The organism is Citrobacter sp. CK188 (assembly GCF_030333525.1).
GTDB classification, from domain to species: Bacteria; Pseudomonadota; Gammaproteobacteria; order Enterobacterales; family Enterobacteriaceae; genus Citrobacter_B; species Citrobacter_B koseri.
In genome coordinates this window covers 79,713-102,243 of sequence record NZ_JAOWFU010000001.1, presented here as the reverse complement: position 1 = coordinate 102,243, position 22,531 = coordinate 79,713, and the positions used below count along the sequence as shown (strand labels likewise).

General features: G+C 54.3%; 23 protein-coding genes. 5 read left to right on the top strand and 18 right to left on the bottom strand.

The features are described 5' to 3' along the window. Window positions 1-708: 708 nt before the first annotated feature. The 8 genes from nlpA to dagR all read right to left on the bottom strand — a co-directional run bounded on the left by nlpA (window position 709) and on the right by dagR (window position 9,106). Complete coding sequence (gene nlpA / locus OGV67_RS00480; RefSeq protein ID WP_024131067.1) at window positions 709-1,527, bottom strand: lipoprotein NlpA; 819 nt, start codon at window positions 1,525-1,527, stop codon at window positions 709-711. 159 nt (window positions 1,528-1,686) lie between these two features. Continuing rightward, window positions 1,687-2,430 carry a 2-dehydro-3-deoxy-phosphogluconate aldolase gene (dagF, locus tag OGV67_RS00475; protein WP_112001392.1) on the bottom strand — a complete coding sequence of 248 codons (744 nt, stop codon included), beginning with the start codon at window positions 2,428-2,430 and terminating at the stop codon, window positions 1,687-1,689. After that, window positions 2,417-3,526 (bottom strand): D-glucosaminate-6-phosphate ammonia lyase, encoded by a 1,110-nt coding sequence (gene dgaE / locus OGV67_RS00470; RefSeq protein WP_115614296.1) that lies wholly within the window; start codon window positions 3,524-3,526, stop codon window positions 2,417-2,419. Before dgaE ends, dagF begins: the two co-directional genes overlap by 14 nt. A gap of 3 nt (window positions 3,527-3,529) precedes the next feature. After that, window positions 3,530-4,390 (bottom strand): PTS system mannose/fructose/sorbose family transporter subunit IID, encoded by an 861-nt coding sequence (locus tag OGV67_RS00465; protein ID WP_012135806.1) that lies wholly within the window; start codon window positions 4,388-4,390, stop codon window positions 3,530-3,532. Beyond that, window positions 4,387-5,136, bottom strand: coding sequence for a PTS mannose/fructose/sorbose/N-acetylgalactosamine transporter subunit IIC (locus tag OGV67_RS00460; RefSeq protein WP_012135807.1), 750 nt, complete (start codon window positions 5,134-5,136; stop codon window positions 4,387-4,389). The genes OGV67_RS00465 and OGV67_RS00460 overlap by 4 nt, the downstream gene beginning before the upstream one ends. A 23-nt stretch (window positions 5,137-5,159) precedes the next feature. Further along, window positions 5,160-5,645 carry a PTS sugar transporter subunit IIB gene (locus tag OGV67_RS00455; protein WP_042323421.1) on the bottom strand — a complete coding sequence of 162 codons (486 nt, stop codon included), beginning with the start codon at window positions 5,643-5,645 and terminating at the stop codon, window positions 5,160-5,162. A gap of 11 nt (window positions 5,646-5,656) precedes the next feature. Further along, the gene (locus tag OGV67_RS00450) at window positions 5,657-6,082 is read right to left on the bottom strand and encodes a PTS sugar transporter subunit IIA (RefSeq protein ID WP_024131069.1); all 426 of its coding nucleotides are present in this window, start codon (window positions 6,080-6,082) and stop codon (window positions 5,657-5,659) included. Window positions 6,083-6,307: 225 nt separating this feature from the next. Continuing rightward, window positions 6,308-9,106, bottom strand: coding sequence for a transcriptional regulator DagR (gene dagR, locus OGV67_RS00445; RefSeq protein WP_286464836.1), 2,799 nt, complete (start codon window positions 9,104-9,106; stop codon window positions 6,308-6,310). Between the two features lie 188 nt (window positions 9,107-9,294). Between dagR and OGV67_RS00440 the strand changes: the two genes are divergently transcribed. Next, a complete protein-coding gene (locus OGV67_RS00440; protein ID WP_024131070.1) occupies window positions 9,295-9,588 on the top strand; it encodes a YicS family protein in 294 nt (97 codons plus the stop codon). Between the two features lie 39 nt (window positions 9,589-9,627). On the opposite strand, the gene nepI is transcribed toward OGV67_RS00440, so the two are convergent. Next, window positions 9,628-10,821 carry a purine ribonucleoside efflux pump NepI gene (nepI, locus tag OGV67_RS00435; RefSeq protein ID WP_024131071.1) on the bottom strand — a complete coding sequence of 398 codons (1,194 nt, stop codon included), beginning with the start codon at window positions 10,819-10,821 and terminating at the stop codon, window positions 9,628-9,630. A gap of 226 nt (window positions 10,822-11,047) precedes the next feature. Between nepI and OGV67_RS00430 the strand changes: the two genes are divergently transcribed. Further along, on the top strand, window positions 11,048-11,407 hold the full coding sequence (locus OGV67_RS00430) for a type II toxin-antitoxin system RelE/ParE family toxin (protein WP_104867989.1): 360 nt from the start codon (window positions 11,048-11,050) through the stop codon (window positions 11,405-11,407). Next, window positions 11,391-11,714 carry a helix-turn-helix domain-containing protein gene (locus OGV67_RS00425; protein WP_115614294.1) on the top strand — a complete coding sequence of 108 codons (324 nt, stop codon included), beginning with the start codon at window positions 11,391-11,393 and terminating at the stop codon, window positions 11,712-11,714. Before OGV67_RS00430 ends, OGV67_RS00425 begins: the two co-directional genes overlap by 17 nt. Before the next feature lie 60 nt (window positions 11,715-11,774). Here OGV67_RS00425 and OGV67_RS00420 read toward each other — a convergent pair whose 3' ends face one another. From OGV67_RS00420 to ivbL, 9 genes are all read right to left on the bottom strand, one after another. Further along, window positions 11,775-12,227 (bottom strand): DUF1198 domain-containing protein, encoded by a 453-nt coding sequence (locus OGV67_RS00420; RefSeq protein ID WP_012135814.1) that lies wholly within the window; start codon window positions 12,225-12,227, stop codon window positions 11,775-11,777. Between the two features lie 127 nt (window positions 12,228-12,354). Further along, window positions 12,355-13,746, bottom strand: a complete 1,392-nt coding sequence (uhpT, locus tag OGV67_RS00415; RefSeq protein ID WP_012000765.1) for a hexose-6-phosphate:phosphate antiporter UhpT — start codon at window positions 13,744-13,746, stop codon at window positions 12,355-12,357. 144 nt (window positions 13,747-13,890) lie between these two features. After that, window positions 13,891-15,219, bottom strand: coding sequence for an MFS transporter (locus OGV67_RS00410; RefSeq protein WP_012000766.1), 1,329 nt, complete (start codon window positions 15,217-15,219; stop codon window positions 13,891-13,893). Between the two features lie 9 nt (window positions 15,220-15,228). After that, window positions 15,229-16,731 carry a signal transduction histidine-protein kinase/phosphatase UhpB gene (gene uhpB, locus OGV67_RS00405; RefSeq protein ID WP_115614293.1) on the bottom strand — a complete coding sequence of 501 codons (1,503 nt, stop codon included), beginning with the start codon at window positions 16,729-16,731 and terminating at the stop codon, window positions 15,229-15,231. Next, window positions 16,731-17,321 carry a response regulator transcription factor UhpA gene (gene uhpA / locus OGV67_RS00400; protein WP_024130070.1) on the bottom strand — a complete coding sequence of 197 codons (591 nt, stop codon included), beginning with the start codon at window positions 17,319-17,321 and terminating at the stop codon, window positions 16,731-16,733. Before uhpA ends, uhpB begins: the two co-directional genes overlap by 1 nt. 167 nt (window positions 17,322-17,488) lie before the next feature. Then, entirely contained in the window at window positions 17,489-18,490 is a 1,002-nt protein-coding gene (locus OGV67_RS00395) for a glycosyltransferase family 52 protein (protein WP_110493634.1), read from the bottom strand. 251 nt (window positions 18,491-18,741) lie between these two features. Then, entirely contained in the window at window positions 18,742-19,032 is a 291-nt protein-coding gene (gene ilvN, locus OGV67_RS00390) for an acetolactate synthase small subunit (RefSeq protein ID WP_012000771.1), read from the bottom strand. A gap of 3 nt (window positions 19,033-19,035) precedes the next feature. Next, the gene (gene ilvB, locus OGV67_RS00385) at window positions 19,036-20,730 is read right to left on the bottom strand and encodes an acetolactate synthase large subunit (RefSeq protein ID WP_012000772.1); all 1,695 of its coding nucleotides are present in this window, start codon (window positions 20,728-20,730) and stop codon (window positions 19,036-19,038) included. Window positions 20,731-20,837: 107 nt separating this feature from the next. Next, complete coding sequence (gene ivbL / locus OGV67_RS00380) at window positions 20,838-20,936, bottom strand: ilvB operon leader peptide IvbL (protein ID WP_047460165.1); 99 nt, start codon at window positions 20,934-20,936, stop codon at window positions 20,838-20,840. 530 nt (window positions 20,937-21,466) lie between these two features. Here ivbL and tisB point away from each other — a divergent pair. Both tisB and OGV67_RS00370 read left to right on the top strand, forming a co-directional pair. Continuing rightward, complete coding sequence (gene tisB, locus OGV67_RS00375) at window positions 21,467-21,556, top strand: type I toxin-antitoxin system toxin TisB (protein ID WP_047460159.1); 90 nt, start codon at window positions 21,467-21,469, stop codon at window positions 21,554-21,556. Between the two features lie 119 nt (window positions 21,557-21,675). After that, a complete protein-coding gene (locus tag OGV67_RS00370) occupies window positions 21,676-22,509 on the top strand; it encodes an EamA family transporter (RefSeq protein ID WP_012000775.1) in 834 nt (277 codons plus the stop codon). The last annotated feature ends 22 nt before the right edge of the window (window positions 22,510-22,531 follow it).

Below are 22,531 nucleotides of genomic sequence, written 5' to 3'. Positions count from 1 at the left end.
CAGGAAAATAAAGTACCGCATAATATCTGCGCTATTCACCATGCAAAATATATCGATAACCAGGTTTTTATAAGACAGTATCAGTTAAAAAAAGATAAAATTTTATAAATCCAATAAATTGATCCAGATCACTGCGCAACTCAAAACAGTCGAAATTTAAACATATAAAAAACACAATAAAAACCAAATATCAAACAAACAAAAACAAAACGATCACATTTATTGCTGCATTATTAGCCAGAAAACACCACTTTTAGAATTACGAGAATAATCCTGACAATACGACTAAAGTATTTTATATAATTTATTAATAATTAATGAGTTATTACAAACAAATCATTTTTTTAATTTTTTGCAAGAATAATCCTATTTAGATTCTAAACGTAACTATTGTTAAGCTAAGGTTACAATACATACCATTTCCAGGAATTTTACCGGAACGATCTTTTCTTTTAATCACCTACTATTTCTCAGTATAAAAATCTAAAGATTGCTTACCACAACCTTACAAAAAAGGACAATCCACTATTAGAATCGGCTTTTTTGAGCACAAAAAAGAATGGAAGGGGAAAGTTTGTTGAAAACTCCGAACGGGGAAAAAAGAAGAGAAATTTCGCTATTGTCGTTAAGCGGGAAATACCATGCTGCATGTTATCGCCAGAAAAGAGTCTCTGGCGATAAAGTTCATTTAACTTAAAGCGTTACCGATCACCACCCCGGCACCGCGCCACCGTTAAAGATAGTCTCTGCGGCTTTCGCAACTTCCGGCGACTGATAAGACTGTAAAAACGCTTTCACATTTTCAGCATCTTTGTTGTCTTCCCGCGCCACCAGTATGTTCACATACGGCGAGTTTTTATCTTCGATAAAGACGCTGTCATGTACCGGCGAAAGTCCGGTTTGCTGGATGTAGGTGGTGCTAATGATCGCCACATCCACTTTCGCATCGTCCAGTACGCGCGGCAGCTGCGCGCCTTCCAGCTCCATAATATTCAGATGACGTGGGTTGTCGGTGATATCCAGCGCCGTTGGTAACAGACCTTTCCCCTCTTTCAGGGTAATCAACTTCTCTTTTTGCAGCAGCAGGAGCGCACGCCCGAGGTTAGTCGGATCGTTAGGAATGGCGATCGTCGCCCCGTCTTTCAGTTGATCAACCGTTTTAATTTTTTTCGAGTAGCCCGCCATCGGGAAAACAAAGGTGTTGCCTACCGCTACCAGCGTGTAGTTATGGGCTTTGTTATCTTGTTCGAGGAACGGTCGATGCTGGAACACGTTGGCGTCCAGTTCGCCGTGATTGGTCGCATCGTTAGGCAGCAATGAACCGCTGAATCCTACCAGTTCCACATCAAGACCGTACTTCTCTTTGGCGACTTTCTTCGCGACTTCCGCCACATCCTGCTCGGCGCCGTTAATCACGCCGACTTTGATGTGTTTCGCATCGCTGCTTTGCTGATCGCACCCCGCCAGCAATATGCCCGCCAACAGTACCGCCGCCCCTGCCCGTAAATGAGGTATCGTCAATTTCACGTTTTTATCCTTATTAAATAACCATCTGATGGGTAATGAAATGACTATAGCGGGAAGGCCGCTGCGGTTTAAAAAACGAAAAGGCATCAGCAAGAAGAAAAAGGCATATACAAAAGCCCGGTGGCGCGAACGCTTGCCGGGCCTACGTAAACTACGCCATCAAACCAGCGCTTTCACGATCTCCATTAACCTGACGATATCGTCAGGCCGGGTGTTTCCGGTTTGCGGATCGATAATCGAGCTGTAAACATGCGGCATCACGCGCGGCACGCCCGCCTCCAGACAGGTTTGCAAAATAACGCCGAAATTTTCCAGGGAAATGCCGCCGGTCGGTTCGATCAGCGTCATCCCGTTGCGGGCTGCGCTGGTTGCCAGCACATACAGCTCCGGTAACGACGTCTCGCCGCCCATCGGGAAAAACTTCGCCGCGTGCGCCCCCATATCCTGCATCATGCGTACCGCTGCATCGCAGGAAACGCGGGCCGGCGTCCCCTGGCTGCTGCAAACGCCAGTGGAGATAAGCACCTCGCCCGGCGTGCCTGTCGGGCTGACCAGCGCGTTGATATGCGTTTTCTCGCCGCCCGTTGCCGCCAGCGCGCCAGCGGCAAAACCACATCCGGTAAAGGTCTGGTTGACGTGCGCCGGGTGTACCTTTGCAGCAATCATCGCCGCCTTATAGTATTGCGCCGGATCGCCCGCTCCCAGCCCTACGGAGATGCACGGCACCTCTGCCATCCAGCGTTTTACCTCCTGAACACCGTCCTCCACTGAGGCAAACTGTGCGGAGAGGACGCCGATCGCCGCATGGCCTTCGGCAGCATCATAGATTTCCCTGGCATTGGCGATATCTTTCGCCAGTACGTTAATCGCCACACGATTACGATAAAAATTAATCTGCTGCATGGTCGGCAATCTCCTTCAGTCGCGCCACGATTAACGCCATTTCCCCTTCTGCGACCGTTCGCGGGTCGAGGCTGAAAACGCCCTGGTGGAGGTTATAGCGACGGGCATAAATGGCGATATCGCCGCCGCGCAGCTGAGCTTCGACTTCGCGGGCATCCAGCCCCAGTTCACGGGCATTCACCCGAATACGAATACGCCAGATCGCGCGCCCGGCCTCATCCTGCTCGATATCCGCACTCAACCCACGAATCGCTGAAATGGCGTCGGCTACCGGCTGAAGCTGTTCGGCGGTGACTATCGTCTGCCCCTGGTGATAATTCTCCAGCGCATATACCAGCCCGACCATATTCTCCTTACCGATCTTCATCGCTCTGGCGATGCCGTGATGCTGCGCTTTGCAGGCGGCGATCCACGTTCTCTTGCCGGTGATAAATCCAGAGGTTGGCGCATTGAAGGCTTTCGCGCCGCTGTAGACAACCATATCCGCGCCGCTCGCCACCCAGACGTGCAAATCCTCCTCGGCAGCGGCATCAACAATTAACGGCAGGTTGTGAATCTGCGCCACCTGGACGAAGTCCTCAATGCCCAACATCCCCTTCTGCACGCAGTGATGTGATTTCACATACAGCAGGGCAGCGGTGTCATCGGTAATCGCACTCTCCAGTTGCCAGCGCGCGGCCAGGTTGCTCGACCCTACTTCCACTACGCGTCCGCCTCCCAGACGGATCGCGCTGGTGATCGGCGCGCCGTAATCCACATTATGCCCACGCAGCATCACCACTTCATTGGCCATACCGGTACTGTCCGGCATTAGTGTCACCCTGAACGGGTCGCCACGGGTAATGGCGGCGGCAACGGCAATCGCAATTCCCGCCGAGGCGCATGAGGTGACATAACTGTCTTCCGCGCCGGTATAGCGGGAGACCCGCTCACCGGTTTTTTCCACCAGCTTGTCGATCTCGACAAAAGCGGAGGCCGCACGCGCCGTGGCGTGCATCACCTCCGGCGCGACGCTGGAGACGCCAAGAATCGTCATCTTGCCGCAGGCGTTAATCACCTGCTTTAGCCCCAGCTGTTGATAGATATTCTGTGTCATGGCTTACAACACTCCCAGCAGCGAGCAGACCACGCTAAGCGCCACAATCGACAGCAGAATGGTGGTATAACGCGGCCCCTTCTTCACCAGAAAGATATAGATGGCAAACACTGCCGCCAGCGGCAGCAGGCCAGGCGCAATCGAATCGAGGATCTGCTGAACCACCACTTCAGAACCTTTCAGGGCGCTGATTTTCAGCGGGGTGGTGATCTTGACGTAGCTCGCCGACAGCGCCCCCATCATGATCAGCCCCAGCACGTTAGCGCCGTAGATCAGTTCCTTGATTCGCCCCCCTTGCAACAGCCCGACGATGGAATCACGCCCCAGCGTATAGCCTTTGTGAATCAGGCCGTAGCTGATCGCCAGCGTAATGGCCGGATAGAGAATCAGCGGCGCAATACCCCCGAATGCGCTGCCATTGGCGGCGAACGGAATAAAAATCGCAATCAACAGCGGCATCACCGCCGCCCAGACGATGGAATCGCCCATCCCGGCCAGCGGCCCCATCAGGCCGGTTTTAATCCCGGTGATGGAGGCGTCGCTGATCGGTTCGCCACGCGTTTTCTGCTCTTCCATAGCGATGGAGATGCCCTGGATCACCGCGCCAAAGGTCTGTTCTGAGTTAAAGAAGTTCAGATGGCGCTTCAGCGCTTCCACCTGTTCCTCTTTTTGCGGGTAGAGTTTTTTGATGATCGGCGTCATCGAGGCGCAGAAAATCAGGCTCTGTAAACGTTCATAGGAGTTAGAAACCTCCGCGCCCAGCCAGTAGATAAACCACGCCCTGGTGATGTCCGCTTTGGTCAGCGCTCCGGTTTCCCGCGCACGCTCAACCAGTTCATGTTGCATTACGTCGCTGCTCATCATGCTGCTCCTTCATTTTTCGCCAGACCTTTAATCAGGAAGGCCACACAGGTGCCGAAGATTGCCATCGCCATGATGTCGACCTTGAGGTACAGCACCGCGAAGAATCCACCGATAAACCACGGCAGCAGACTCTTTTTGCCGATCACCATAATGGTGATGGCGAAGCCCAGCGCCGGGAGAATCCCGCCCATAATTTCAAAGGAGTGGGTCAGCCAGTGCGGCATCAGCTTGAGGAAGCTTTCTACTACGTTCTGGCCGAAATAGTTGGCGGCGAACACCACCGGGAAACGCAGCGCCAGACCGAGTAACGCCGGGTAAAGGAAAGCGCAGCGCATAATGCCCGCCATGTTTGCCGTTTCCGCGTGTTTGTCGGCCATATGTACCCAGGCGGCGTTCAGCGTACGGCGTAGCTGGTCGAGGAATACGCCGATCACGCCAAACGGAATCGCCAGCGCAATCGCCAGGTTGGGGTCCATTCCGGCTTTAACCGCAATGGGGATCGAGATACAGGCCGCCAGCGCCGGATCTGACGGCACGTTGCCGCCCGGCGTCGAGGTCACGCCCAGATAGACGAGCTGCATACCCGCCCCGATGATCATCGCCGTCTGCATATTCCCGAGCAGCAGCCCCACAAAGACCGCGACAACCACCGGCTGAAGCAGCATGGCGGAGAAGGTGTAGCCAAGGCGTAATCGGGCAAACCAGTAATACAACCCCATCAGGCTTGCAAAGACTAAAGTATCCATAGTGTTATCCCATTATCAGAGGGTTAGAATTTTTTCAGGATATCGTCCAGCGACTGTGGTTTATCTTCCGGGATAGTCTGGAAGAACACCTGAATCCCACGACTTTTCAGGTCGTTAAGAATGCCAACGTCTTTTTCATCGAGCGTAATGTTCTGGAAAACCGCTTTGCGGTTTGGCCCGCCGCCTAAGCCCCCAACCTGAATGGTGGTGACATCAAATCCCTGCTGCACGGCCTGTTGAATGGCCGCCAGAGACGGGAACAACACCAGCACATTGCCGTCACCGAGTTGGTTTTCTTTCCACGATGCCGCAAAGCTCTGGTTGCTGTAGCAATCCACTTTGATGTTTGGCGGCGCGGCCATCAGGTAGATATTTTTCATAAACGGATCGGCGTCCAGTTCGTCACTGACCACGGCAATCCGGTTCGCCTGGGATTGTCCGACCCACTTCGTCACGACCTGCCCATGAATCAGACGGCTGTCGATGCGACATAACACGATGTTTGCCATAATGATTTTCCTTATTGTGATTGTTGTAATTGACGAACATGGGCGACGACATCCAGACAACTGCTGCGCCCGGCTTCCACCAGACCGCTCACGCAGGCGGTAAGCGGGCCGTGTTCGCGCCGATCCAGCGCCTCCAGCAGCAGCGAGGCGTTCAGCCCGGAAACCACCGCCACCGGATAATCCGCACTCAGTCGTGCCGCCACATTGGAGGTCGTGCCGCCAACAAAATCGGTCAGAATAAGTGAGCCTTCCGGCATGGTTTTCACCACGGCTTCGACACGTTGATAAAACTCGCCCAGCGTATCCACGGGCATGAGCGCAATTTCTGTTACGCCTTTAATTTCCCCCATCACCATGCGAAGGCTGTTGCAGAGCTGTTGTCCCCAGCCGCCATGCGTCAGCAGCAGGATCTGGGGCAAGGATTCAGTGGTAGTCAAAATGGCCTCCTGGCTCGATTACATGAGACTGACAATGCCCGATAGCGCCATCCGGCACACATTGCCCGGTGGCGCTATGCTTACCGGGCCTACGAACCGGGCCTACGAATAGCAAACGCCATCCGGCAAAACTCATCAGAGTAAGAGCAAAGGCTGTGCCAGGATTTGTGTCACACGGGGGAGAAGAGAGGTCTGGCGAGGCGCAGCGCCACGCCAGATAAGGGATCAGCTATAGAGTAATTCGTAGATATAAAAATATTCCGCGTCCGATAAACGGATGGCATAAGCCTCTTCAATCGGCAGGAAAGCCGATTTGATGACACTAAACGCGCGGGCATCCAGATCCGGTTTGTTTTCCAGCGCCATCTGTAACGGTTTTCGGTTAATCACGATACGCTCGACCATACAGCAGCAGTGGATCAGGAAGCGCAGTGTCACCTGGCGGCTTGGTTTCAGCGAAAGCGCGGTGGTCAGATGGTTAAGCACCCCTTCCATTTCTTTCAGAATGCGCTGCGGGTTAAGCACTGAAATATGGTTGATGATGCTCTCCATCGTCAGCGCGCTGATAAAGCGCATTGCGCTGCGTTCCATTTCCAGGCGACGTTCAGCGCTGGTGAGATCCGGCGTTAACAGGCTCAACACCAGTTCCGGCCCCTGCTCAGAGAACAATTCCTCCAGCGAAATGAATGGAATATCCGGCAGCCCCGGCTGGAAGGTGCCAACAATACCCGCCAGTCGTTCGCTGGCATGCAGCGACTGCTGGACGCGCTCCAGGCTGCGAACATCGTTGTAATCGAGGATCACCATCCGCGTGTCTTGCGACATCAGCTCGCCAAAACTCTCCTCCAGCACCTTTTTGATTTTTTCCGCCGTGCCCATGCCGGTAATACAGGAGATAACCAGCACTTTGCCGCCGTTTTCCTGCTGTGGCGTACAAAGCTGGCAGGGGATGCTTTTACCCTGCATTAACGCCGCCAGCTGCGGCAGGTCGCTGGTTTCATAGCTTAAATCCAGCCCCACCTCCAGCAGGCTGGTCAGGGTTATATTTGGCATCAGCAGAACGTCAATCTGGAATAATTTGCTGATCGTACTGCCAAAATGTACCAGCGAGCCGATGTCCACCATCAGGATCAGCCGCTGATAACGTCGGGTCTGAATCATCTGGGTCAGTGTTTCCAGCGTGTCATGCACCGACTGCTCAAACGGCATATCGATAGCACTGAACAACTCGCGCTCCAGAACCCGATTCACATACTGCGCCATGCTTGTGGCCGTTGTTGCGCCGTGAGCAATCAGGATCACCCCGCAGTCCGGGCTGGCGTCAATACGCTGACGATAATGACGACACTCTTTGAGGAACAGACACAGCCAGACCACTTCCGTCGCCGGACACTGAATATGCAGCAATTCATTGATTTTTCGGCACAACAATGTGGCGTTGTCGTACTCATCTTTGCAACGATCGAGGATCAGGCTGGAAGAATAAAGCTGCGGAATCAGGCCGCGCTGAACGTAGCCAATCAGCGCCAGAAAATGTTTACGCAGCGGATTTACCAGGTTCTCCGGCAGCGTAAACGTAAGCACCTGCTCCACGCAGCCAATAAGCAGCGTCACGCGTTCCTCAATCTGGTCGCCATAACGCGGCGGATGCGCAATATTGTCGCGACTGTAGAGGCCATATTCAAAAATCGAGCTGAGCTTATTTTTCAGGATCGCCAGCGTTTCCGCCGGAGGCACGTTACTGTTGCGCAGATTGACGTATTCGCGGGTCAGGAAGCTGTAAAAAAGATCGCTCTCTTCAATCTCGGCGCCCGTCGCCAGCGACGTTTTCAAGGCGGGCAACGTGCGCGCGTCAACGTTCAAGCGCTCTTTGCCATCAAACAGCGTGTCCACCAGCAGACGTTGCTCCGGCGTGGCGTTAAACGGCATTTCCGCCAGCCGTTTATCCAGTTGCAGCGTATCGTTATGCTCCGTCATCCCCGACGCCCACGCCTGAGCGCAGAGGAACTGGATATCACTCTTGAGCTGGCCGATGTTGCCTTCCAGCGGCTTATTCAGCAGCCAGAGCAACAGCGTCTTGTCGATACTCACCGTGCGCTCAATTTTGCGACTTTCACGTTGCAGAAAGCCGACAATCAGCTCCACCTGTTCTTCGATTGAACGCTGGCGAATGCCCGGCAGATCGATACAGACCTGAATACGCCGCTGGAAAGTACGCAACAACGCCGAACTTACCGGTTCTGTCGTCGCGCAAATCAGGCGTACCGATATCGAACGCGCCTTGCTGCTTGCCCCCAGCGGACGGTATTCACCTTTATCGAGAATGGAGAACAGCTTTTCCTGCCCTTCATATGGCAGACGGTGTACCTCATCCAGCAGCAGATAGCCGCCGTCCGCCTGCTCCACCAGGCCTGGTTTATTCTCGCTCGCTCCGGTAAACGCTCCCTGTCGATGACCAAACAGGTGCGAAGAGAGCAGTTCCGGGTTATGGGCATATTCCGCACAGTTAAAATAGACCAGCGGCGGCAGGGAGCCAGCGGCGTGCTCGCAGGCAAAGCGGTGCATCAGTTCAGCAAAGAAGGTTTTGCCAACGCCGGAAGGTCCGGTCAGCAACACATGCAACCCGTGGGGGTAAAGCACTGCGGCGCGGCCTTTTTCTACTGCATCGCGCAGGCTGCGATCGTAGCCAATCAGACCGGTAAAGGGATCGTCGATTGTGTGCCCTTCCTGACGCGGCAACAGATCGGTAATCGTACGTACTTCACGTTCGGCGTCATCCAGCTTACGCCCCAGCAGCGTTTCCAGCGCCTGACGGTGCAGGAAAAACACCGGGCGGCCCCGGCTTTTGATCGCCAGACCATCATTGCAGAGTTGATTGAGATCTTTACTGACCGAGTTGCGCGCCAGCCCGAGGTTAAAGCCAATGGCTTCCGCCGTAAATGCCGTCTCCTGCGCCAAATCGGCAAGATTCAGCCCGCGCGTCAGCCGTTCGAGTTCCCCCAGTATTACCTCAATCCGTCTCATCTCTTTACCGCTTAAGAAATAAATGATTGTTCAGAACATACACTATTCTGCTACGCAAGAAAGTGAGAGAGCGGGGAGAATCCGCCTACAACTTACAGACGAGACGGTTTTGCGAAGTAATGCGGACCGCTGAGAGAGTCGTGTTCTGTCTATACTTATGCTTAAACTTTGAATACTGGATGATGACGATGAAACAAACCGCTCTGCTGCTCTTTACCGCCCTTCTCGCGCTGCCAGGCATTGCGTTGGCTAACTCGCCTTATAGCTCGCTTCAGACCGCTAACGAAAAAAGCACCGTCCTGAAAGAGCTACGCAAAATGTGTACACCGCAGGCATCGCTGTCGGATGAGGCATGGGAGAAAATGATCATGTCGAATGAGAGTAATCAACAGCATATCCGCGAAGCCATCGTGGCGATAGAAAGGAACAACCAGAATAACTACTGGGAAGCGCTCGGCAAAGTCGAATGCCCGGATATGTAAAACGTCATGGGTGACCGAATCGTCACCCCTTTTGATGTATTATCGCGTCGTTTGTATGCGAACTTTTACCGTCACCAGCAGCGCCGTCAGCAACATCAGGCTGCCGGAGAGCGCCAGCGGCGACAGCAGACCAAGGTTATCAAGCGCATAGCCGCCAACAGCCGCACCGCAGGTATTGGCAAGCTGGATCACCGCAACCTGAACGGACCCGGCTTTTTCCGCCTGATCGGCAAGCGTACGGGTGATCCACGTTGACCACCCTACCGGCACCAGCGCAAACGACAGCCCCCAGACAATCGCGATCCCTGCCGCCACCACTTTTTCGCTTCCCCACAACGTCAGCACCAGCGCGCTGACGGCCAGAACCAACGGCGCGCCTGCCAGCGCCAGTTTGACCGAGCGTTTAAGAATAAAAGAGGAGAGCGACGTTCCCACAAAACTGGCGATGCCAAAGCTCAGCAGCACCAGCGTCAGGCCATCGACATCAAAGCCCGCCAGATTCATATACACCGGGCGGATGTAGGTAAAGAACGCGAACTGTCCGGCAAAGGACATAAAGATGGCGATCATCCCCGCCATTACGCCGGGACGTTGCAACAGACTGAAGATATTTTGCTTTTGGTGAGACGGTTCGCCAGGCAGCGAAGGTAACGATTTCACTACCCAAATAACACACAGTACGCCCATCACCGCCGCCGCGTTAAAAACATGACGCCAGCCAATAATCCCACCTAAAAAACTGCCCAGCGGCGCGGCGATCACCAGCGCGATGGAGACCGCGCCAAAAATAACCGACAACGCTTTAGGCACGGTACGCGGCGGCACCAGACGCATCGTCAACGAAGCCGACATCGCCCAGAATCCCCCCAACGCCAGCCCCAGGCAGGCACGCCCGGCCAACAGCAGCGTGAAGGAAGTTGCAAACGAGACCAGCAGACAGGAAAGCGTTAATAAAACGGCAAACAGGATCACCACATAGCGACGATCGGTCGCCTGAATAATTTGGGTGATAAACAGGCTGGCAAACATGGCGACAAACGCCGTTACCGTTACCGACTGCCCGGCGACACCTTCAGAGATTCCGAGGTCCTGCGCCATCGGCGTCAGCAGGCTGACGGGCAAAAACTCAACGGTGATCAGGCAGGCAACACAGAACGCCACAGCGAAAACAGCCGACCAGTTTGGCCGGATAATCGTCTCAGCATGGGATTGTTCTTCGATTCTTGCACTCATTTCGTTACCTGCGTCTTTCTCTGCCAGAAAAGCCGTGCAGTGTAACATCTAAAGTGTGACGTATTTAACGTTTTAGCAACTTTCCTTTGTTGCAGGGAAATATGCTTACCCGATCGCATGATGAAAAATGCGCCATGATATTCGCGCGCCTTCGCATTCACAGTGGGAAGAAAAGGACATAGTATAGCACTAAGTGCTATACTTACGGTTACAGGATGTCAACCCGATGCGTGTATTTAAAACCAAATGGTTTGCCAGGGAAGCAAAGTCCCATGCAATCAAAGACGAAGAGTTATGTAAGGTTATTGCAGCAGCAATGCAGGGAAAAGTGGAGGATCTCGGTGGTGGGGTTTACAAAAAACGCCTCAATCAGAATCGCGATCGCGCGATCATCCTCGCAAAAGGCGGTATACATTGGTTTTATACATTTTTATATGCCAAACAGGATATGGCAAACATCGACAACGGTGAATTAGCCGGGTTCCGCGAGTTAGCAAAGCATTATGCTGGTCTCGCTGAAGATAAAATGACGGCATTGATTAAAAGTAAAGAATTGGTGGAGATTTGCCATGACTGCAAAAAATAAATTCAAAAGCCCTGCTTTTGAAGCTATTCACAGCGCAGCTTCTGGATTATTCAGCGTTGATGCCATTCCCCAGGAAACGATGCGCAACTTTGACAAAGCATGCCTCAGTAGCGTGGAGGATCTTCAGCCGCTTGAAATCAAAGCACTACGCGAGAAGCTGAACGTCAGCCAGCCCGTTTTCGCGCGCTATCTGAATACCAGCGTTTCTACAGTGCAAAAATGGGAGAGCGGCGCAAAGCGCCCCGGCGGTATGGCGCTGAAGCTTCTTACCATTGTGCAAAAGCACGGACTAAAAGTGCTGGCCTGATGAATCTCGCTGATAAGCAATTAACACCATTCGTTATATGCAAAATGGCACATACCGTTCTCAATGCAACCAGTGCACGCCATCTTCAGGTTGAAAAAGGGCGTTGTAGCGTATCTGGAAGGCGTTAATCTCTTGCATATCCGGTTCTATTTCGCGCAGAAACCCCAGCGCCAGGCGTACCTGCGCGTCAGTAATTGGCGCGGCCAGACGCGTTTTTTGCAGCTGACGATACCACTGTTGCAGGTTCTGATCGCTGCCATCCACAATCACGATCTGCCAGATTAGCAATATCTGGGCGGCATTTTGCAGATGTGATTCATCAGGACGATGCAGGTACTGTAAAAACGCCTCTCCAGGCGCTTTGCCCATCTGGTCGATCATTGATTCCACCGGCACCACGCTGATGCCCAGACGCTCGCTTAACCGACGAATCGCACGCCGGGCCCCCGAGGTGAGCACCCTGAAGCCAACAATAAACACCACGACCAGCGTGGCCAGCATAATCCAAATCATGCGCACATCCGTTACTCAACAGGACGTCCATCATAACGACAAATTCTCGACAGGCAATGTGGAGCATCACCCTGCGCACAATAAAAAAGCCCGGCGCCAGGCCGGGCAAAACGTTACCAATACACACTTAAGCGACTTTCAGTTGCTGTATTTTTTTCTCACGGCGAATTTTACGTTCTTCCAGCACCGCGACCATCGCCATCAGGCAGATGCAGCTAATGGCAGCAGCATCCAGCGCGGCGAAGGTACCCGCCCAGCCGGTCAGACCAAAGACTGGCGTACCGTCGGCAATCATCCCCAGCCCCAGCTTGGCGAAGCTGTCGCCGATCAGGTAAGCGAAGGTGCCTTTAATGCCGTCCGCCGCGCCGATCGCTTTTTTCGGGACGAAGCCGACTGCCGCCACGCCGATCAGCAACTGCGGGCCAAACACCAGGAAACCGAGCGCGAACAGGGACGCCAGGTAGACGTACTGGTTGCTGGCATGTTGGTAAACGCCGAGGGTGGCGATAATCAGCGCCAGCGCAACGCAGGCCACCAGCGCGCGACGACCGTTCGCCAGATCCGACAGCCAGCCCCACAGCAGCGTGCCGACCAGCGCGCCCACTTCAAACAGGGTAAAGCCCTGAATCGCCACTTCTTTTGAGAGTTTCAGTTCCTGGAATGCGTAAACGGTAGACCACTGGTCGATACCAATACGCACCACGTACAGGAAGATGTTGGAGAAGCACAGCAGCCAGATCACTTTGTTTTTCAGGACGTATTCCACAAAGATCTGCCACTTGGTCATCTCATTTTCTTCGGTCTCTTTGTCCTCTTCGCTGATCTCTTCGCCGAACAACTCTTCCGCCTTACCAAGACCATAAGATTCCGGGGAGTCGCTGCCAAAGCGCAGGCCGATGAAGCCCACAATCAGCGCGATGATCGACGGGAAGATAAACATGCCGATCACATGGCCGTCGAACAGGTAGTTCGCGCCGAACAGCGCCACGCCTGCCGCGCCAGCGCCGCCGAGGTTGTGGGAGATATTCCAGAAGCCGAGGAAGGTGCCGCGCTTACGACGGGGCGTCCATTTGGTGATGGTGGAGTAACTGCACGACCCGCCGGTACTCTGGAAGAAACCGCTCAGCGCGTAGAAGGCGATCATCAGGAACAGGCTAACGGAACCGCTCCCCATGCTGGCGCTGAAGCCCAGCATACAGATAGCGGAAAGAATCAGCATAAACGGCAGGAACTGCTTGGTGTTTTTGCCGTCGGCATAGTAGGAAACCAGCGTTTTGCCTACGCCATAGGTGATCGAGAAGCCCAGACCAATCATCCCCAGTTGCGTCATGCTCAGCCCGTAGGTGGAGATCATGTCGTTCTGGGCGATGTTGAAGTTTTTGCGGATCAGGTACATGGTCAGGTAGCCGATAAAGACCACCAGATAGGACTGCATGAACGGTTTGAACCACATTTTGCGCCGTACATCGAGCGGCAGATCCAGGGTCGGCTTACGCACCTGGTTTAAGAAGTTCAGCATGGGACGGGTATCTCCTGATTTTTTAAGCCTGCTTTATTGCAGGCATTGTAAAAATCAGCCGCCCAACCAGCCTGAGACAGCGTCCAGGCGAAACCGGGAAAATTTCTTAGTTTTGCCCCACTCGGGGTAAAAAGGTGAAGTCCGTCACGTAATGCTGGCCTCGCGCGGCGCCTGCGCGTTCAAAAACGGCAGCAGCAGCAGGGCGGAAATGCCCGCCGCGATGGCAATCACCACAAAGAACCCGGTCCAGTGCCAGGTTTCCATCACCTGCGCCAGCGGCCAGCCGGAGAGCGATGCGCCAAGATAGGCAAACAGACCGACAAAACCGGTTGCCGCCCCCGCCGCCTCTTTGTGCGAACATTCCGCAGCCGCCATGCCGATCAGCATCTGTGGGCCAAAGACAAAAAAGCCGGTGGTGAAGAAGCACGCCGCCTGCATCACGTAACTGGCGAACGGCATCAGCCATAACGAACCGACAGAGAGCAGTATTCCGGCAGCGAAAATCAGGTTCATTGGCCCACGGTTGCCGTTGAACAGTTTATCTGAGCCCCAGCCCGCCACCAGCGCGCCGATAAACCCGCCCAGCTCGAACATCGTGACCGCCGTGTTGGCGGTGACCAGATCGACACCCAGCGTCTCCGACATATACAGGTTGCCCCAGTCGTTGATCGCCGCGCGTACCACGTACACCAACACATAGCACAGCGAGAGCAGCCAGATATAGGGATTCAACAGCACGTATTTGGTCAGGATCTCTTTGCGGGTCAGCCCCGCGCCCTCCTGCTGCTGAGCGATTTCCAGCTCATCATGCCGCCAGTCCCCGACCGCTGGCAAACCGATAGCCTGTGGCCTGTCGCGCAGCCGCCAGCAGAGAAAAATACCGACGATAATCGCCAGCGTTCCGGCAATCATCATCCCGGCGCGCCAGCCGTAATGCAGAGCGGCAGCAGCCATGACGATCGGAATCAGCGCCCCACCGACGTTATGCGCGGTATTCCAGATGGCCCACCACCCGCCACGCTCATTACGCGAGTACCAGGACGTCAGCAGACGGGCGCACACCGGCGCTCCCCAGCCCTGGAAGAAGGCATTCAACGCCCACAGTAATGCAAAGGCCCACAGCGACGTGGAGAAACCGAACAGGATATTCACCACGCCGGTGGCGATCAGCCCAATGCCCATAAAATAACGGGCGTTGGAACGGTCGCTGACGATGCCGGAGACAAACTTCGACAGGCCATAAGTGATGTAAAACAGCGTCGCCAGCAGGCCGATATCACTGCGGGTCAGCACGCCGCTGACGAGGATCTCCGGCACGGCGGCATTAAAACTTTTACGGGTGAAATAGAACAGCGCGTAGCCAAGCCAGATGGTAAGTAAGATCTGTCGCCGCCAGTAGCGGTAACGCGCATCAACTTCGTGTTTATCGGTTATCAACGGCGCATTTGCCGGAGCTTTCAGAAACGTCAGCATCGCCGCTCCTTAAATGTAACGCAGAGGCAACGACACGCTAACGCGCGTGCCGTGCGTACAGGAGATGGCCAGCACGCCGCCAAGCGCCGTCACGCGCTCGCGCATCCCGGTCAGACCAAAGCCTTGCTGGTCGGAATCCGGCGGCAGGCCGCTGCCATCGTCTTCAATCACCAGCATCAGCCGCTCATCCTGCTGCCAGCCCTGTAGCGTAACCGCGCTGGCATTAGCGTGTTTCACAATGTTGTTCAGCCCTTCCTGACAAACGCGAAATAGCGTTACCCGCTGGCTTTCGCTGAGCGCAGACTCGTCTATTCGCCAGTCGATATGGCTGATGATGCCGCGACTTTCCAGCTCCATTTCCCGCATCAGCGAACGGATAGCCTGTTCCAGCGTCAGGTCATCCAACTGGCGTGGACGCAAGCGCCCCAGCAGGCGACGCACCGCGTCATACACGCCCAGCGACAGTTGCTCAATGTGCGCCCCGCTCTGTTTTACGCCGCCATTATCCGCCGCCAGCCGCTGTACAATTCCCGCCTGAGTGCGAATGGCGGTGATGGTCTGACCGATGTCGTCGTGCAGTTCCCGCGCTACGTCGCGCCGCACGCTCTCTTCCGTTTCCAGCAGGCGTTCCGCCAGACGATGGTTGCGCGCCAGCTCATTTTGCAGCGACTGGTTGAGTTCGCGCAGGCGCTGAATCCCCGCGCCAAGCAGCAGCCCGGTCAGGCTTTGCGCCAGCAGAGAAAGCAGTAAATCAACGGGATGATCGTGCCAGGTCTGGCTGGCAATCAGCGCGATGGCGTTCATCAACGTCGCGATCAGCGCCCCTTGCCAGCCATAATGCCAGGCGAGCGCAATAATCGGCAGCGCAAGGCAGAACGGCGTAAAGCGTGACAGCTCAGCCGGTAGACCCAGCTGTAGCCACAGGCTGACGGTGAACAGCAGCAGATACCAGACCAGATGCCGCCCGCGCCAGTTCACCGGCTGCGAGACCAGCGCCGGGCCGAGCGGTAACCAGGTGGTGCTGGTCAGGTAATGCCAGAACACCAGGCAGATGGGCGCCAGCGTCAACCCGCCGGTAAGCGTCAGCAGCAGCGCGTTTAACGTCTCTTCCCCCTGGCCTAACCAGGGCAGAGACTGTAACAATGCCGCCGCCGTCAAGGCCGCGCCCTGTAACAGCAGGGTGCGCCAGTCGCGCTGATGGCGATAGCGGGAGATTAATGCCACAGGCAGCAGCGTCAACAGGCTTCCGATCATCAAAAGCGGTAGATGCGCCAGCGCCACTTCCTGCGCCAGCCACCAGACCAGCAGCCATTCCGCGCCCAGCAATACCGGCCAGTAGCTGCGCGGACACTGCAACATCAGCCCCAGGCGTAAACCGAACGGGAACAGCAGTACCGCCAGCTCCGGGCGCTCAACCAGGTGCAGGCTGATGCTCCACAGGCAAAACCACGCGGCGGAGAAGATAAAAAAGCAGGCAATAACGGTAATTAACCGGGAAAGGATGGTTTTCATCACCAGCCATCAAACATGCGGCGCGCCAGTTCAACATCGTTGCTGACGCCCAGCTTTTCCAGAAGATTGGCGCGATGTACGTGTACCGTTTTTGGCGACAGCCCCAGCTCGGCGGCGATCTCTTTCACCGCCATTCCCTGCGCCAGCTTTTCCGCCACCTGGCGTTCACGTCTGGTCAGCGGGTCCTGCCGTCCGGCCGCCAGTTTAACGGCGATATCCGGCGTCAGGTAACAGCCGCCCGTCGCCACCGTGTGTACCGCGGCAATCAGCTCGTCAGGGCTACAGCGCTTGGAAAGGAAGCCGCGCGCACCGGCGTTCAGCGCCTGTTCCACCAGCGCCGGACTGTCATGTACCGACAGCATTATCGTCGCCATCCCTTTAGGAAGCTGACTTAATAACTCCAGCCCGGAGATATCCGGCATGGAGATATCGCAGATGCAGACCTGCACGCCGCGCCCCGGTAATCCCGCCAGCGCCTCCTGCCCCGAGCCAAACTCGGCCACAACCTGTAAATCAGGTTCCAGCCCCAGCAGCTGCGCAAAGCCGGAGCGGACGATAAGGTGATCGTCAATAAGGGCGATGGTGATCATGGTTCTGTCCTGGTACTTGAAAGTGCCTGATGGCGCTGCGCTTATCAGGCCTACGGGCGGGAGCCGTTGTAGGCCGGCCATCCCACAAAGCGCTTACCTTAACGATAAGCGCATGGCTGTTCAAGCCGTGAGCAGTATTCAATGCGTCTGGCGGGCGTACGACTCCGTTACGGTTCCATACTGTCCAGGTCGCAGATACGCACTTTGTCGCTATCAGAAAAAAGCGCAAAGGAATCCCGAATATCGGGCCGGATCAGGGTGGTTTTGAGCAGTGTGATGTAAACATTCTCTAATTTCATCACATTAAGCTGGCAAGTGCTTGCAAACCCAAAGACATTCACTCTCTGGTAAGCCGAGGATAACTGGCAAATATAATCTTCAGAAATGGCGTTCAGCGTAATTTCCGTCATGCCAAACACCTGCTGGCTGTACTCTCTTGGGTGCCTGAGGTACTGGAGTGAAGGATAGTGCGCTGCGAGCGTCTTTATCTTATGAATCAACGCAATAAGGTTGGAATCATTTTTCACATCAAGGATATCTTTAAATTTCGAGCCCACAAAAACATTGATCTCCCCGGCATAGACAGGCGCACTGCGCTCAGTATGCAAGCGCTGTTTCTCCTCTGAGAGAACATCAATATAAACAATATCGCAGTCTACATTTCTACTTTTGCTTTTATGCTTTACGATAGAGAAATGCAGTTCACTTCTTTTCGCGATATCCCTGATATTATAATGCTGACCAAGCCACATCCGCGTTAACTTACGACCGGGGCCTTTTCGTAGTTTTATTTGTTTATCAAGATAGCCTGCGGAGTTGATACTCAGAATGCCATCATCAAACGTTCTAATCTTAACGTCATCAGACAACATTTTTAGAATGTATTGCACTGAAAGATGGCTGATATTTGCCATATAGACATAATGGATTGTCTTATGAGAAAGAAAGCGATTGATTTTCAGCATGTTAATAAAGCCATAATCCATACTGGCGACTAAGCCAGAAGAGAATTCATTATTAACTGTTTCATATATATAGGACTTTAACTCTACCTTTGTTTTAAGGTAGATGATATGAAAACGCGCGTGTTTATACCTCGCTTTAATCTTAGAAACAATTCTGAGCTGAAGCGGGGAGCAAACAATAAAAAGATGCTCAACGATTTCCATTAGTTATTCGCTCTGAATCACAGCAACCCGGCGCATAATATCATTGCAATATGACATCGTAAAGAAGCGCCCCAGACGCTCAGGCGAGTATTGGTCACTTTGTCCGAAAAGATACTTTCTATACTGCAAATAAGACAGTTCATAAACCGGATAATAAAGACACGTCACGTCCGAAAATATTACTTATAGTTATATAACACTCTCGAATAATTAACCTGAACAAGGGTTTCCCCTTGTTCAGATAGCCATTATTACTCAAAGAAAACCGAGATTTTATTAAACATTGACGGATCGGACTGATTGCGCGCCACTTTCACCACATCTTCCAGTTTATCGATCTGACTAATCATCTGCTCCAGACGCTGATCGTCGTTGACCAGTAGCCAGATGCGGCTCTGGTCGCTGCTCTGGATGGGTAGACACAGAATCCCTTCCACGTTGAAAGCGCGACGGGCGAACAGCCCGCAAACGTGCGTCATGACGCCGGGGTGGTTACGGACGGTGAGTTCCAGGATAACGTTCTCATGTGATTGTTTCTGCATGGTTTATTCCCCCACCATCTCAGTATTGGCCGCACCCGGCGGCACCATCGGATAAACTTTTTCGTCCGCATCAATACGTACATGGATCAGCGCCGGTCCTGGGCGGCTGATGATTTCCCGCAGCGCCGCTTGCGGATCGGCTTCATTATTTAAATCACAGGTTTCCAGACCAAAACCTGCGGCAATCTGCATAAAGTTGATCATCCCCGGATAGGTAGCAGCAAACACGCCCTGCTTGTAGAACAGGCTTTGTTGCTGATGCACCAGCCCCAACGCTTCGTTATTCATCAGGATAATTTTTACATCCAGTTGGTTTTCGCTGGCGGTCGCCATCTCCTGAATATTCATCATCAGGCTGCCGTCGCCGGAGAAGCACAACACTTTCTTGTCCGGGTTCGCCAGCGCCGCGCCAATCGCCGCAGGCAAGCCAAAACCCATCGTCCCCAGCCCGCCGGAAGTCAGCCACTGACGTGGACGGTTGAGCGGATAAGCCTGTGCGGCCCACATCTGGTGCTGGCCTACGTCGGTCGTGATAATCGCGCTGTCATCCACGCAGGCGGCAACGGCATTAATCAGCCCGTAATGGCTGAGCGGATCGCTGGCTTCAGGGATCGCGCACGGGAACTCGCGCTGCAAATCCGCCACCAGTTGATGCCACTCTTCGCGTGGCTGAGCCTCAATGTGCGGAATCAACTGCGCCAGAACGTCATCAACATCAGCCTGAATGGCAACGTGCGGTTGTTTAATTTTACCCAGCTCCGCGCGATCGATATCCACATGGATGATTTTGGCATTCGGGCAGAACTGCTCGGTTTTGCCAATCGCCCGGTCATCAAAACGAGCCCCCAGAACCACCAGCAGATCCGCCTCTTGCAGAATATAGTTTGTGCTGCGCGCGCCATGCATGCCCAGCATTCCCAGAGAAAGCGGATGCGCCTTCGGCAGTATGCCCAGCGCCATCAGAGTCATAGTGGTGGGCAGTCTGGCTTTTTCCGCCAGTTCACGCACACGCGCAGGCGCGTTAATCACGCCGCCGCCAAGATACAGCACCGGGCGCTTCGCGGCGTTGATCATCGCCGCCGCATCACGAATGCTCTCAGCGCTGAATTCCGGCGCCGCCATTTTTTCAGCCGGAGCAGGCAACGCTTCAATGTCAAACACCGCCGTCTGTATATCCTTAGGAATGTCTATCCACACCGGCCCAGGGCGCCCGGACTGGGCAAGACGAAACGCATCGCACATTACCTGTGGCAACTCATTGATATCTCTGACCAGATAGTTATGTTTTGTGATGGGGATAGAGATGCCGTAGGTGTCAACTTCCTGAAACGCATCAGTGCCGATCATCGAGGCCGGAACCTGACCGGTGATGCATACCAACGGAATGGAGTCGAGACGCGCGTCGGCAATGGCGGTGACCAGGTTAGTCGCGCCCGGCCCGCTACAGGCCATACATACCGCGGGTTTACCGTCGGTTCGCGCCATCCCCTGAGCGATAAACCCCGCCCCCTGTTCATGGCGCGCCAGGATGTGGCGAATTTGCGTACTTTGGCTTAAGGCGTCGTAAACGGGGAGAATCGAACCGCCCGGAATGCCAGTGACGATTTTAATGCCCTGACGTTCCAGAAAATGAACGATAAACTCTGCGCCCGTAAAGCGCGTACGCGGGGATGTTGATGTTGTGCCCGAACTTGCCATGCTCCAGTCCTTTTATTCTGGGCCGACTTGCCGGGAAGGTGTCTTAAACGAAAAACCCCGCCCGGTTTGCGCCGGCGGGGTTTTGGAATCGTGTGTTGTTCCAGTCCCTACGGCGCATTGCCGACGACCACCACCACACGCACGACGACCACTGCGGCAGGTTGCGCAGTTTTTAGTAGGGTCGCAGTCAGCATGGAAGGGTTCATTAGGGACCTTGTCTGTTTATGGATTAACAGGTTTTATACAAGCACAGCTTTTCAGGCATGACAACGGAAAATTTTTCATCTGCACAAAAATGCGTCGACGATCACGCTTTGCCAGATGCCGACACAGGCCTGCAAAACAAAAAACCCCGCCGGAGCGAGGTTTTTATCAGCGTTATGCGGTTGGTTGCCGCAAAGCACACTGTGTTATATCAACATCAGAAGTATACGCGTTCCGCGAAGAACACGCAATTTCGGCACGAATTTTGACGCATTTGAGTATGGATCAGAAGTCGCGATCCGTCCACAAAATACTGTTCATTCATACAGTATTTATCTATAATATCACTGTACGCAATGTGTTATAGGGGGCCGCATCGTAACCGGCGCAACAAAGTCCTGGCTGAAACGGGTGGTGCCGTCAGCGCCTTAACCCCCGTGTGAGCACACTGTGTTATGTCAACAAAAGGTGCTGACAACAGGCGGCGGAGAGGTACGTCAGCACCGTGCTCCTTTTACCAGAAGGAGAGCGTATGAGCCTCGTGGATATCGCTATTCTTATCCTGAAACTCATTGTTGCTGCACTGCAACTGCTTGATGCCGTTCTGAAATACCTCCGGTAATTCAGATTCAAGCCGTACCGAAGGGGAGCGGGCAACCGCTCCCCTTTCATCATCTGCCTGGTGCTTGTCCATCGTCGATATGTTACGTTTTTATGACAACCACTGACGATACCTGAACCATGACCCTTTCCATTTTCTGCATTTTACTGTTCGCCGCGCTGCTGCATGCCAGCTGGAACGCCATCGTGAAGGCGGGAAATGACAAACTTTACTCCGCAATCAGCGTCAGTGGTTCCGCAGCGTTGATGGCGCTGGCGTGTCTGCCCTTCGCCCCGCCCCTTCCCGCCGCCAGCATCCCTTTTTTAGCCGCCTCCACCGCCTTACAGGTGGTTTATACCGTGCTGGTCGCCAAAACCTATCAGGTTTCGGATATGAGCCAGACCTATCCCCTGATGCGCGGCACCGCACCGCTGCTGGTGGCGATAATTAGCGTCCTGTTTCTTGGCGATAGCCTTTCCACAATGGCCTGGCTCGGCATCGCGGTAATTTGCCTGGCGATTCTCGGCATGGCCTGTAACGGTCGTGCCCGCTCCCGGCGGGGTATCACGCTGGCGCTGATCAACGCCTGCTTTATCGCTGGCTATACGCTGGTGGACGGTACGGGCGTGCGGGTGTCAGAAACCGCGCTGGGTTATACGCTGTGGACCTTCTTGTTGAACGGCACCTGTCTGCTTGGCTGGGCGATGATTGCCCGGCGGCGGGAAGCCTCGCGCTATCTGGCGCAGCACTGGAAGAAAGGCATTTTTGGCGGTATCGGCACGATGGGTTCCTATGGGCTGGCGCTGTGGGCGATGACTCAGGCGCCGCTGGCCGTGGTGGCCGCACTGCGTGAAACATCCATTCTGTTCGGCGCGCTGATTGCCTGGCTGCTGCTCAATGAGAAAGTCGCCGGGCTACGGTTGGTCGCGGCTGGCGGGATTGCCGCCGGGGCGATATTGCTGCGTTTATCCTGATTGCCGGATGGCGGCTACGCCT

Coding starts and splice junctions, on each gene's coding strand:
- dagF (WP_112001392.1), bottom strand. CDS start 2,430: ATGCAGCAGATTAATTTTTATCGTAATCGTGTGGCGATTAACGTACTG.
- dgaE (WP_115614296.1), bottom strand. CDS start 3,526: ATGACACAGAATATCTATCAACAGCTGGGGCTAAAGCAGGTGATTAAC.
- OGV67_RS00465 (WP_012135806.1), bottom strand. CDS start 4,390: ATGATGAGCAGCGACGTAATGCAACATGAACTGGTTGAGCGTGCGCGG.
- OGV67_RS00460 (WP_012135807.1), bottom strand. CDS start 5,136: ATGGATACTTTAGTCTTTGCAAGCCTGATGGGGTTGTATTACTGGTTT.
- OGV67_RS00455 (WP_042323421.1), bottom strand. CDS start 5,645: ATGGCAAACATCGTGTTATGTCGCATCGACAGCCGTCTGATTCATGGG.
- dagR (WP_286464836.1), bottom strand. CDS start 9,106: ATGAGACGGATTGAGGTAATACTGGGGGAACTCGAACGGCTGACGCGC.
- OGV67_RS00440 (WP_024131070.1), top strand. CDS start 9,295: ATGAAACAAACCGCTCTGCTGCTCTTTACCGCCCTTCTCGCGCTGCCA.
- nepI (WP_024131071.1), bottom strand. CDS start 10,821: ATGAGTGCAAGAATCGAAGAACAATCCCATGCTGAGACGATTATCCGG.
- OGV67_RS00430 (WP_104867989.1), top strand. CDS start 11,048: ATGCGTGTATTTAAAACCAAATGGTTTGCCAGGGAAGCAAAGTCCCAT.
- OGV67_RS00425 (WP_115614294.1), top strand. CDS start 11,391: ATGACTGCAAAAAATAAATTCAAAAGCCCTGCTTTTGAAGCTATTCAC.
- OGV67_RS00420 (WP_012135814.1), bottom strand. CDS start 12,227: ATGATTTGGATTATGCTGGCCACGCTGGTCGTGGTGTTTATTGTTGGC.
- uhpT (WP_012000765.1), bottom strand. CDS start 13,746: ATGCTGAACTTCTTAAACCAGGTGCGTAAGCCGACCCTGGATCTGCCG.
- OGV67_RS00410 (WP_012000766.1), bottom strand. CDS start 15,219: ATGCTGACGTTTCTGAAAGCTCCGGCAAATGCGCCGTTGATAACCGAT.
- uhpB (WP_115614293.1), bottom strand. CDS start 16,731: ATGAAAACCATCCTTTCCCGGTTAATTACCGTTATTGCCTGCTTTTTT.
- uhpA (WP_024130070.1), bottom strand. CDS start 17,321: ATGATCACCATCGCCCTTATTGACGATCACCTTATCGTCCGCTCCGGC.
- OGV67_RS00395 (WP_110493634.1), bottom strand. CDS start 18,490: ATGGAAATCGTTGAGCATCTTTTTATTGTTTGCTCCCCGCTTCAGCTC.
- ilvN (WP_012000771.1), bottom strand. CDS start 19,032: ATGCAGAAACAATCACATGAGAACGTTATCCTGGAACTCACCGTCCGT.
- ilvB (WP_012000772.1), bottom strand. CDS start 20,730: ATGGCAAGTTCGGGCACAACATCAACATCCCCGCGTACGCGCTTTACG.
- ivbL (WP_047460165.1), bottom strand. CDS start 20,936: ATGAACCCTTCCATGCTGACTGCGACCCTACTAAAAACTGCGCAACCT.
- tisB (WP_047460159.1), top strand. CDS start 21,467: ATGAGCCTCGTGGATATCGCTATTCTTATCCTGAAACTCATTGTTGCT.
- OGV67_RS00370 (WP_012000775.1), top strand. CDS start 21,676: ATGACCCTTTCCATTTTCTGCATTTTACTGTTCGCCGCGCTGCTGCAT.